This is a genomic window from Paenibacillus sp. FSL H8-0537 (genome assembly GCF_038051995.1).
Taxonomy (GTDB): Bacteria; Bacillota; Bacilli; order Paenibacillales; family Paenibacillaceae; genus Pristimantibacillus.
Genome location: NZ_CP150290.1, coordinates 5544992 through 5556917 on the forward strand (window position 1 = coordinate 5544992; position 11926 = coordinate 5556917).

An 11926-nucleotide genomic window follows, 5' to 3' on the forward strand; every position below is an offset into this window, starting at 1 on the left:
CCGATTATAGCGGTGAAACTTATCATCGGCTTTTATTCAAAAAAATCGTATGCTCACAAAAGGGATGTGTTCCTCCCCCTGTGAGCATACGATTTTTTAGATTCGTTCCTTATTTTCTAATCGCACTCTTTATTCAGAAGCGCTTTATTCCGCTCATTAAACTTTGCGTTATGCGAAGAAACATAGGCCATAGAAGGCGCTTTCGGCTCCAAATAAAGCTTGGCTCCATTGACTGCAATCGCCGCATCATTAAAAGCTCCAGCAATTAAATACAGCTTATTGGGAAAGCTCGCAGTATCTCCCGCTGCAAAAATGCCGGGCAAATTCGTCCCCATTTTCTCGTCGACCGCAATGCTCCATTGCCCCATATCCAGGCCCCAGTCTACAATTGGTCCAAAATCGCTGAGCTGGCCATGATTGACGATGACAGCATCGACTTCTAAGCGCTGCGTATCCTCCGTCAGCTCGCCATTTGCATCTGTACGTGCGATAGTGACCGCTTCAATCGCATCCCCATGGCCATGCAGCTGTGCAATAGCAAATGGCTTGAATACATGAATGGAGGACTCCTCTACGTATCTCGCATTTTTCTCATGTCCGCCGAGACGCTCGCGCCGATGTACCACTGTAACGCTGGCAGCGATAGACTCAAGCTCCATCGCCCAATCCACCGCTGTATCGCCGCCACCAGAGAGCAGCACGCGTTTGCCTTGAAAGCTTTGTAAATCCGTCACCGTATAGTGCAAATTCGTCACCTCGAAGCGACTCACGCCTTCCAGTTCCAGCTTTGCCACTTTCGCTACTCCATACCCAAGCGCCAAAATAAGCGTACGCGTATGATGCTGTTCCCCCGTGTCCGAAGTAACGCTCATCGTCCCGTCTTCCAGCCGCTCGAGATTCGTAATTTGCTGGCCGAGCACAATGGTTGGATCAAAGGTTTGTGCTTGCTCGATAAGCTGAGCAATCAATTGCTCGCAACGGGTAGGCTTCAGCCCGCCGACATCCCAAATCATTTTTTCCGGGTAAATCAGCAGCCTTCCGCCAAGCTCCCCCTTCGCCTCAATCAGCTTCGTCTTCATATCCCGCATTCCACTATAAAATGAGGCATACAAGCCTGCCGGCCCGCCGCCGATAATCGTGACATCATATAACTCCAGTTCCTTTGTCATTTTTTATCGCCTTCCCCAGTCAATATGCGAACAGCATCCTCAACTGCGACGTTTATTGAGATAGGGTCATAAGCAAACCATTTGTCAGCTTGAATTTTGTATACTTTGTTATTTTTCACTGCCGGAAGATTAGCCCAGATGGCTGATTTCTGCAATTCATTATACTGGCTGTCGGCCTCTTCATCGGACACTAGTACAAAAATACGATCTGCTGCATATTCCGGGATTTTCTCCAGTGATACATCCTCCGTGCTCGTGAAGTTTGGATTTTGTTCCATCGCTTGTTTGATTAGTGGCGTTGGCGTCAATTCCAAGCTGTGATACAGAGCATAACCAATATCGCGTCCACCATATACTCGAATGGATTTGCCAAAAAAGCGGACAATGGCTACTGTTTCCTCTTTAGAAATATCATCCTTTATCGCCTCTCTTGCTTTAGCCGCCTTGGCGTCCATTTCCTGAATATAGGCCTCTGCCTCGGCATCCTTGTCCAAAAATGAGGCAATCACGCGCAGCTTCGTTGCCACATCATCGGTACTCCATGGGATGACGATAGTAGGAGCGATTTTGGAATAATCCGCATATGCAATATTGTCAAAATCCGTTGCGATAATTAAATCTGGCTCCAACGCGGCAATGGCTTCCAAATTCGGCGGAAAATCGCCTATGCCCGTAATTCCTTCCGAATACGGAGCCAGATTGGGACTTGCTTCCCCAAGCTGGCGTTCCACTGCACCAACGGGCTTAATGCCGAGTGCTGCCAATTCGCCAAGATAATAGGTTGCTACAACCCGCTGCGGGTTAACGGGTATTTCCACCTCGCCATTTACGGTGGCCACCTTGCGGGTTTGCGCTTCTTCTACTGGAGCCGCCGTCTCCGCCGTTTGTACAGGTTTGCTCTGATTAGCCGCCCCGCTCTGTCCACATGCCGATACTGCCATCATAATCACCAGCAGGCTGGCGATGAAAATCATTTTTGTGCGCATCTCTCATATTCCCCTCTATGCTTGTGATATCGATAATCATTATTAATTATAAGGAGGAATAAGGAGCATCGCTATATCCGATTATTAAAAGCTGTTGGTCATATTGTTAACGAGTATGCTGCTCATTGAAACAATGGCATCACTTTCGTGAGTTGATCGGCGATATGAACGGGATCATAGTGCAGCCACTCGCGGTAATCCAAATAAATAACCGGTCTCTCATTTTTCAGTTCAAACTGCCGCCAATGCTCATTCATTCGCAGCAAATCATTTTGCTCGCCCACATCGGGCACCAAAATAATAAAATTGATATCGCCAGCAAAATCGGCCATTTGCCGCATCGAAATTTCCATGCTATGAAAGTTAGGATTTTGGGCCAAACGCTGCTGAATGGCCGGATGCGGCAGCAGGCGGAGAAATTCATAAAAAATGCATCCGGCATCCCTTATGCCATATAAGTAGCAGCGGTTATTTTCGATCTTAAACAGGCTGACCGTCATACCTGGAGCAACCCTGCCGAGCAGCTTTTCGCGAAGCTGCTCGGCCTGCTGATCCAATGACTCGATATAACGAATTGCTGCGGCTTCCTTTGCAACCAGACGTGCAATCCATTTCAAATGCTCCCGCCAGCTCAACGTTAGCCAAGGAATATGAACAACTGGGGCCAGCGAGCGAAATCTCTCCTGTACGCTCTCCATGCTGCTGGTCACAATGAGCTGGGGCTTGCTTAGTTCCAGCCATTTTTTCTGGCTTTCGATCGAGGCAAGTATAGGCAGCTCCGTCACCTTAACGCGAACGTCAGGCGGGATAACCTCATGGCTGCTGCTGCTGAAACGGGCGATGCAGGGCATAACCCCGAGGGCAATGAAATGGTAGGTATAGGGATACTCAAGGGAAGCTATACGCTCTGGAACAAAAGCTTGCTTGTACATTGTCGGGCTCATCCCTTGCACCTTGCGAAACCGCTTGCTCATATACCAGGCATCACGAAAGCCGGAACGATGCGCCAATTCATCAAGCTTGCTTTTATGCCCGTGCTCTTGCAGCAGCAGCTCAGACACGCGATGCACGCGAAGCCGCTCCAAATAATCAGAAGGGCTGAGTCCCGACACTTTTTTGCATAATACAGAGAAATAGGTGCTGGCAATTCCGGCTTTTTCAGCTAATTGCTCTCTCGTCAGCGCTTCGGTGTAATGCGACTCCATAAAACGCAAAGCAGCCAAAACCGACTGCTCGGTTGTCCAGCGCCGATCAAGGCCCACTTGATGATCTCTTTCCCACCAAAGCATCATCTGCTGAATGAGCGTGTGTGCCGTTAAGCTGCGCTGTGCCACTTCAGGATGCGTGATTGCAGTCGAAAACAGCTGCTCTGCCAGTGCGATAAGCTCGCTTGCATTGGAAGCATGCTTGCACATCTGCAAATAAACGGCCCCGGCCTCCACTAAGCTGCCATCCTGCACCGACATCCTAATAGAAAGGGGCATAAACTCTATAAAAAAGACACGGCAGTCTCCATTTTTAGTTTCGGCTTGCAAAAGGCAATCCCCCGGATTGCCTAAAATAGCCGTGCCTGGGGCCAGCTCCATTCGGCCATGCTCCATGCTCACAGCTCCAGCCCCTGCCATGCCAATCAGCATCCAATGAAAATGGGTTTGGAATAAGTGCTCGGGCTGGCTCGGACCACAAGCCAGCTGTTGAATGGATTTAAACGCATATAGCACATTTTGCTCGGATTCCATAGCCATAGCCCTCCCCTTCCTTTTTAACCAATGTACAAGGAATAGGGAAGTAAAACAACTGCCTTGCTGCGCTTAGCTCACTTAGTCCATTTTCTCCGCCTACTGCATAGCGATGACCACATTGCCTTTTTTATGTCCTTGATCCACATAGCGATGCGCCTCGGCGATTTGCTCCAGCGGGTAGCTCCGGTCGACTACGCCTTTGAGCTCGCCGTCTTCAATTAATTCCTTCAGAAACAGCAAATCCTCCACACGCACCCTCGCAACTCCCTGACCTTCTACCGATACGAATTTGCCATTCGGCGCCAGCGCTTTTCTGGCATGCGTCTTCGAGGTTTTGCCCACCGCATCAAGGATGATATCGTAACGCTCGCCTGTTTTTGTAAAATCCTGCAACGCATAATCAATGACGTAATCTGCGCCGAGTACCCGCACCCATTCCACATTAGAGGTGCTGCATACTGCTGTCACTTCGGCTCCAAAATGCTTGGCAAGCTGGACTGCGGACGTACCTACCGCTCCGGAAGCACCATAAATCAGCACCTTTTGACCGCTTTGCAAATGCCCCTTGCGAAAAAAATGCAGCGCCGTCGACCCGCCAAATAGGACAGCAGCAGCTTCCTCATAAGAAATGTTGGCTGGCTTATGCGTAACCAGGTCCATTTCCGAGAGACAGACATATTGCGCATGGGCGCCAAAACGCATACCTGTGAACGCGTACACGGTATCGCCGATATTGAATTTTGTCACGTGCTTGCCGACCGCTTCAACCTCTCCGGCAAGCTCCACGCCTAAAATCGGCTGTCTTGGTCGCGTTATTCCAAGGAAGAGCCGCATGGGGAGCCGATATAAAAACGGACTTTTAAAGCCGCGAACTCGGCAATCCCCTGATGTCACAGAGGTCGCATACACCTTGATTAAAATTTCATCGTCCTGCGGAGCCGGCTTATTCACTTCCTTGACTTGTAAAACCTCCGGTGCTCCATACTTTGTGCAAAATACAGCTTTCATCGTTTTCTTAGCGTTTAATGGTTCCATATAGACATCCTCCCGCGCATTCTTTTGCCATAAGTATAGGTGCCGCGGAGCCTGACAGGTAGCTACTTAAGTATGGTTGTGAAAATAACGCTGGGTGACTTGAACGCCTTATCGCCAAAAGACAAAAAGCCCTCGATTTCATTCGAGGGCTCTCGCGGGCTTGCTCACGTACTGCGGTGCGACTGAGTCAGCGTTACGTTTGACCGGGAAAACGGCCGCCAGCGGCAATGTCTTTTGGCGAAATGCGTTCAATTTCCGCAAGCTCAGCGGCCGACAAGGAAACATGAAGGGCACCTTGGTTCTCCTTCACGCGATCGAGCCGCTTCGTGCCCGGTATCGGCACAATATGCTCCCCTTGCGCTAGAAGCCAGGCAAGCGCGAGTTGGGACGGAGCGCAGCCTTTTTCCGCAGCCAGCTTCTCAATCAGCGCAACCACCTCCACATTTTTGGCGAAATTGTCGCCCTGAAAGCGTGGATAGTGGTGGCGATAATCGCCTGCAGGCAAGTCGGCCAGGCTTTTTATTTGTCCGGTCAGAAAGCCGCGGCCGAGCGGACTATACGGAACAAATCCAATGCCGAGCTCCTTAACGAGCGGCAGTATTTCGCCTTCTACCTCTCTGCTCCAAAGCGAATATTCCGTTTCCACTGCCGTAATCGGATGTACAGCATGGGCACGGGCAATGAGCTCAGGCGGCGCTTCCGACAAGCCAATATAACGGATTTTGCCCTCCTTGACCAGCTCAGACATCGTACCCACCGTCTCTTCAATTGGGGTATTTGGATCTACGCGATGCTGATAATAGAGATCGATATAATCAATGCCGAGCTGATACAGACTCGCATCCACGGATTTTTTTATATAAGCCGGATCTCCCTTGGGACCATGCGTATGGGTAATCCCAAACTTGGTTGCAATGATAGCCTCATCACGCCGCCCTTTGAGCGCCCGGCCAACCAGCTTCTCATTGCCGCCGAAGCGCTGCTGCTCGAACTGCCCGTAAATATCCGCTGTGTCAAAAAGAGTTACCCCAAGCTCCAGTGCTCCCAAAATCGTATTTACAGATTCCTCATTATCCGGCATCATCATCGTACCAAGGCCCAGGGCGGATACCTCAAGCCCTTCGCTTCCCAGTTTTCTTGTTTGCATAATCGGTCGATAACCTCTTTTCTTCGTCATAATGAACAGCATGAGTGACTTGACATGCTCTCATTGTAATTAACCTGAGTCGAGGCAACCACAGTAGGATTATGCTAGTAAGATTAATACTAGGTTGACGTAAGGGAAGCTGGCACATTCGGCGCATAAATACACATGAATAGTCCAGGCTGATCAGCAATGCTGGCAATCGAAAGGATATCATAGGTTATCGGAGACTTTGCGCCCGGCGTCTGGATCGTAACACGTTTTGCTTTTTTGAGCTGTATATGGTGTTCCTCCCACATCTCCTCAAACAGCTTACTCTCCTCCAGCAACTCCGCTATTAGCTGTTTAAACCAAGGGTCGCCTTGATGTTTGTCATAATAGGTTCGAAACACAGCCACAGAGAAGCGTGCGAACTCCTCCCAGTTGACCAAGCGGCGTCGAAAGCCTTCATCCAAGAACATCAAGCGGAGCATAATACGCTCCGAGTCTGGCCATGATGCAAAATCCGCAATCGTAACGCTTGCCGCCTCATTCCAAGCAAGCACCTGCGTTTTCTCATTGCTAATAAAGGACGGATACGACAGCTGTCCAATAATATCCTGCCACTGCGGATTAAGCGTCGTAGTCAGCGAGGAAACGGCTTCCGGCATATGGGGATTCCACAGCTCCATCAAATAGGTTTCCTCGTCCGAGGTAAGCTGAAGTGCTCTGCCTATACTTTCGATGATTTCCTTGGACGCTGTAACGTCCCGTCCTTGCTCCAGCCACGTATAATAAGTGGTGCTGACACCAGCGAGCATCGCCACTTCCTCCCGCCGAAGCCCCTGCGTTCTGCGCCGATTATGTGTTTCGCTAAAGCCCGCCTGCTCGGGCAAAATCCGGTCGCGCCGCGACTTCAAATAATGACCGAGTGTTTTGGCTTTGCTCGTTGCATGAGACATCGTTTACCTCTTTTCTAGTAAAATGATTACAGCTATTCTACCTCAAATAGTCCTAACTCGCGGGCGCGGGCTACTGCTTCAGTTCGCCGCTTGACCTGCAGCTTGTCGAATATGTTTCGGTTATGGCCTTTGACTGAGCTTAGGGCGAGATGTAACTGCTCGCTAATTTGACGGTTCGAGAGCCCTTGCTCAATCAACTGCAGCACCTCAAGCTCTCTTCCAGTTAATGGCTCAATAAGCGGTTCATTGGCTTGATGAAGCCGAGGCTTCGCTTGCTCCGCGGCTTCACATGCAGCCAGCACCTGTGCTCGATAGCCCGACCCTGCTCCTCGGGCAACGATTTCCCGCAGCAGCTTGCGTATCGGCAGCCCTTCATCTACAAAAATGCGAATGATGCCGCCAGACTCGGCAAGCACCAGCGCTTCGGTTAACATGACCGTGGCTTTGTCCTTATCGCCGTATTCATACCATGCGACGGCTTGTGCCACACATGCCTGAAGCCGTTCATAAGGCAACCCTTTTGCTTCCGCGCGCTCCCGCCATTGCTCCAAAATCACAAGCGCAGCGGCTGGATTTCCTTGCGCTAATTCACATTTCGCCCCGCTGATCGCAAGCTCATTTTTTGCCGCTAGCCGCGCGGCCGCTTCAGTGCTGCCTTGGCGAAGCAGCAATAGCACCTGTGCTTCTGCAATGGTCGGCATTTGCAAAACATGCTGCTGCTGGCGTGCGACATGCTCCGCCTTTGCCAGCAGCACGGCCGCGCCGCTTATGTCTCCTCTCGCCAGCATTAAGCGTGCAAGAAATACCTCCACCTCAATGGCACGGTCTGTCTGTTCCAACTGCTGCGAAAGGGGGAGAGCTATTTGAGCATACTGCTCAGCGGCATTCAGCTCATTTCGTTGGTAATAAATGCGGGCCAAGCCCAAATAGGCAACACCTGCTGCGGGCAGCGGCGGCTCCCCTGCAAGCTTTAGTGCGTAACGATAAGTTTCGGCCGCTGTAACAAGCAGGTTATCCGCTTCTTGTATGCTAGCAAGACCTATAGCCGCCATAAACGAAATGATGACATGCCCGATTCGCTCGCTGCTTGCCAAAGCTTCGGCATAAGCTTTGCCCGCAGCGCCATTGTCTCCCTGAAGCTGATACGCATATCCGAGCGTCCAAATGGTAGCTGTGCGAACAGGATGGTTATCTGGGTGCAAATACTCCAGCGCACGCCGCGACTGAGCCAAAATGATGTCTGGCTGATGCTTACTCAACGCTAGCGTAGCGCGGATCGATGCTGTATGGCCGATTAAATCCCGAGTCTTTATATCTTGGCAAGCATCCGCTTGTAGAAGTTGTTCTGCAGCTAGCAGCTTCTGCTCAACACCGCTTAATTGTCCTGTCATCAGCAGCGCCGAAGCATGGAGCACGAATAGCGAAGGACGTGCCTTAAGCTCCTTTTCCGGCAGCGAATTCAGCCATTTCAGCGCAGGTGCTACCATCCCTCGAAAAATAAGGGAGACATCTTCTCCCTCCAGCAGTCTGGCGGCACCTTCAATATCCTGCGCGGCTGCTGCATGGTGAAAGGCTTCCAGCACAAAGCCATGCTGCTCATACCACTGGCTCGCACGCCGATGCCATTCATTTAAGCCCTCGCCTGCCGTATCCAAGGAAGAGCTCACTTGCTGCTTTTGGGCAAGCCGCTGCCGCAGCAAATCGCCAAACAGATGATGGTAGCGATACCACCGACGCTCATTGTCGAGCGGAACAATAAACAAATTCGCCCGTTCCAAATATTCTAAAGTCGCTTGCCCGTTTTCTGAGTGAAGCACGGCATCACAAAGCGGACCGCAAAAACGGTCGAGCATAGAGGTTCTCAGCAAAAAAGCCTGAATGTCAGCGGACTGCTTCTGCAGCACTTCTTCTACCAAATAATCCAGTACAAATATATGGCTACCTGTAAATGAGCGGATAAAGCTGGCTGTATCGCCGTGTCCCTGCATGGACAGCCCCGCGAGCTGCATCCCTGCAATCCAGCCTTCTGTTCGTTCCTCCAGCATGGCAACATGCTCAGTCGTCAGGCTCAGACTCATAACCTGTTCAAAAAACTCAGCTGCCTCCGATAGCGTAAAACGCAAATCTGCGGCTCGCACCTCGGTTAATTGATCCCGGACACGAAGCTGGGCCAAGGGCAGCTGCTGAAGCTCACGAGCAACGATGACAAGATGCATCTGTGGCGGCAAATGTTCAATAAGAAGAGTAATAGCCTGATGAATCGATTTATTTTCTATCACGTGAAAATCATCAAGTACAACAAGGAAGGGGTGAGTAATCGAGGCGATTTCACTCAGCAGTGCCTTAATCAGCGTTTCAATTGGCGGAGGCTTGGGAGCTTGGAGCAGCTTTAGCATGCCGACGCCAGCATTTGGCGCAGCCGTCATTAGAGCAGCATGCAAATAAATCATAAAAGCGGCCGGATCGTCGTCGCCTTCATCCAACGATAGCCAGCATGAAGGCCTTCCGCAGCTTCTAATCCATTCGCTAGCCAGCGTTGTTTTGCCAAAGCCGGCAGCGGCTGAGATGACCGTCAGCTTGCGGTGCAGGCCTTGATTCAACCATTTAATGAGGCGGGGGCGCAGCACGGCATTGGAGCGCAGCGCAGGAATATATAATTTTGTAGCTATTATTGGGGTTATCATAGCTCAATTATAATAATCACCTTCCTGCGTCGTCAATCCATTAGATGATGGATGTTTGCTGTGTCTATCCCGTAAGCTGCTCCTGCTGGAACGCAACGATCCTGTTATATTTTTTTCGAATCAAAAGCAAGGGAAAGTCATATTTCACCTATTTATTCAGGTCTGCTACGATTGCAGCATGATGTAAAGGAGGCATGAAAAATGAACTATCGAAAATTAGGCGCAAGCGGCCTAGTCGTAAGTGAAATGGCTTTAGGAAACTGGATCACTCATGGAGCGCAAGTAGATAATGAGACGGCTAGCGCCTGTGTTCATGCCGCATGGGATGCGGGAATTACGACGTTTGACACAGCGGATGTTTATTCGGAGACGAGGGCGGAAACGGTACTCGGGCAAGCTCTGAAAGGCATTCGCCGAGAAAGCATCGAGCTATGCACCAAGGTGTACCATCCGACAGGAACGGGCCCTAACGACAGAGGACTGTCCCGTAAACATATGATGGAGGCTTGTAACGCTTCTCTAAACCGTTTGCAGACGGATTACATCGATGTCTATTACGCCCATCGCTTTGATTCGGAAGTATCTCTTGAAGAAACGTTTCTTGCTTTTTCGGACTTGGTGCGCCAAGGCAAAGTGTTATATGTAGGCGTCAGCGAGTGGACAGCCGAGCAGATTAGCAAAGGTGCTGCACTCGCTAGGGAGCTGCGCGTTCCATTGGTGGCCAGCCAGCCCCAATATTCCATGTTATGGCGCGTTATCGAAGCGGAAGTCGTTCAAGCCTGCGAACGGGAAGGTATTGGACAGGTCGTCTGGTCTCCTCTTGCCCAAGGCATTCTTACGGGGAAATATTCACCGGGTGAGCCATTGCCGCAAGGGTCGCGTGCAGCGACATCGGCGGGTGCTCCCTTTTTCGATAAATTAGCAGGTCAATGGCTGCGCACCGAAGTATTACAGGCAGTTTCCAAGCTCTCCACTACTGCACAAGAGGCCGGACTGACATTGCCGCAGCTTGCCATCGCTTGGGTGCTGCAAAATCCGCAAGTATCCGCCGCGATTATTGGAGCATCGAATCCGGGACAGATCAAAGAAAACGTCAAGGCCGCCGGCATCCGTCTAGCCCCTGATTTACTCAAGCAAATCGACGAGATACTAGAGGGGCTAATTGAGCGCGATCCGTCAAAAACGGGTTGACTTCCTTTAATCATATTTAGCCATTAGCTCAGATAGGTTTCTTTTGGTGGAGTGAGCATCCTTAAAACGAGATCCTTGCTACCGTTTTCCAACCTTTTGTTCCACTTATATCGATTCATTTTCTATCGGGGCCACTTCTTCCATTGTTCGATGAAAGGCCGATAAGGCAGCCTTGTTCACGTCGGTTCTCCAAGCGGTATAGAGGGGAATCGGCGGCACACTTTCCTTGAAGGAGCGGTATACGACACCACTGCGCTGAAAGACAGAAACAGAAGACGGAACGATGGAAATACCCAAATTCGCAGCCACTAAATTGACGATCGTGTACATCTGAGTAGCTTCCTGTACAACATTCGGATAAACGCCATGCTTTGCACAAAATTCATGAATCAAATCATAAAAAGCAGCGCCGAGCTGTCGCGGAAACAAAATAAATGGCTCTAATTCCAAGGCGTGGATAGTCATTTCCGGAAGCTTCGCTAATGGATGCTCTTCGGGCAATACGGCAACAAGCGACTCGCTTGCTAGCGTACGATAGCTTATATGCTGAGCCGGTTCGATAAAACGAAGAAAGCCGATATGAATCGTTCCGTCACGCAGTGCCAGCCATTGCTCAGCGGACGTCATTTCGCGTAAAGTAAGCTTGATTCTCGGGTATTGGCTCCTGAACACTTTCAATATATGCACCAAGCTATCTCCCGCTGCTGAATCCACAAAGCCAATGACTAGCTGTCCGATAATGCCTTGGCTGGTCAGCTGGGTCGTTTTAATAGACTGCTCCAATTGGGCTAAAATCATTTTGGCTTCCTCTAGAAAGACAGCTCCCGCTGGCGTAAGTCGGACCTGTCTCTTATTGCGTTCCAGCAGCTTTACGCCTATTTCCTCTTCCAGCTCCTTCATTTGCTGACTTAGCGGCGGCTGCGTCATATTCAACTTTTGTGCGGCACGACTGAAATGAAGCTCCTCCGCTACTGCAATAAAGTATTGCAGTTTACGAATATTCATCTGCTTTCCCTCCTCTGCTCTAACCCGTC

At 50.4% G+C, this 11926-nt stretch carries 9 protein-coding genes; 1 reads left to right on the forward strand and 8 read right to left on the reverse strand.

The window, feature by feature from the left end:
• Positions 1–116: 116 nt before the first annotated feature.
• From MHB80_RS23455 to MHB80_RS23485, 7 genes are all read right to left on the reverse strand, one after another.
• Positions 117–1169: an NAD(P)/FAD-dependent oxidoreductase gene (locus MHB80_RS23455; protein WP_341279251.1), complete on the reverse strand. Its 1053-nt coding sequence runs from the start codon at positions 1167–1169 to the stop codon at positions 117–119.
• Complete coding sequence (locus MHB80_RS23460) at positions 1166–2155, reverse strand: ABC transporter substrate-binding protein (RefSeq protein WP_341279252.1); 990 nt, start codon at positions 2153–2155, stop codon at positions 1166–1168. The genes MHB80_RS23455 and MHB80_RS23460 overlap by 4 nt, the downstream gene beginning before the upstream one ends.
• A 122-nt stretch (positions 2156–2277) precedes the next feature.
• Positions 2278–3894: a helix-turn-helix domain-containing protein gene (locus tag MHB80_RS23465; RefSeq protein WP_341279253.1), complete on the reverse strand. Its 1617-nt coding sequence runs from the start codon at positions 3892–3894 to the stop codon at positions 2278–2280.
• Between the two features lie 99 nt (positions 3895–3993).
• Complete coding sequence (locus tag MHB80_RS23470) at positions 3994–4905, reverse strand: NAD(P)-dependent alcohol dehydrogenase (RefSeq protein ID WP_341283058.1); 912 nt, start codon at positions 4903–4905, stop codon at positions 3994–3996.
• Positions 4906–5125: 220 nt separating this feature from the next.
• Entirely contained in the window at positions 5126–6079 is a 954-nt protein-coding gene (locus MHB80_RS23475; RefSeq protein ID WP_341279254.1) for an aldo/keto reductase, read from the reverse strand.
• Positions 6080–6198: 119 nt separating this feature from the next.
• Positions 6199–7017, reverse strand: a complete 819-nt coding sequence (locus tag MHB80_RS23480) for a helix-turn-helix transcriptional regulator (RefSeq protein WP_341279255.1) — start codon at positions 7015–7017, stop codon at positions 6199–6201.
• A gap of 32 nt (positions 7018–7049) precedes the next feature.
• The gene (locus MHB80_RS23485; RefSeq protein WP_341279256.1) at positions 7050–9701 is read right to left on the reverse strand and encodes a LuxR C-terminal-related transcriptional regulator; all 2652 of its coding nucleotides are present in this window, start codon (positions 9699–9701) and stop codon (positions 7050–7052) included.
• Between the two features lie 201 nt (positions 9702–9902).
• On the opposite strand from MHB80_RS23485, the gene MHB80_RS23490 reads away from it, so the two are divergent.
• Positions 9903–10892, forward strand: a complete 990-nt coding sequence (locus MHB80_RS23490) for an aldo/keto reductase family protein (protein ID WP_341279257.1) — start codon at positions 9903–9905, stop codon at positions 10890–10892.
• A 105-nt stretch (positions 10893–10997) separates the two neighbouring features.
• Here the strand turns inward: MHB80_RS23490 and MHB80_RS23495 are convergent, their stop codons facing one another.
• Positions 10998–11897 (reverse strand): LysR substrate-binding domain-containing protein, encoded by a 900-nt coding sequence (locus MHB80_RS23495; protein ID WP_341279258.1) that lies wholly within the window; start codon positions 11895–11897, stop codon positions 10998–11000.
• Positions 11898–11926: the final 29 nt, after the last annotated feature.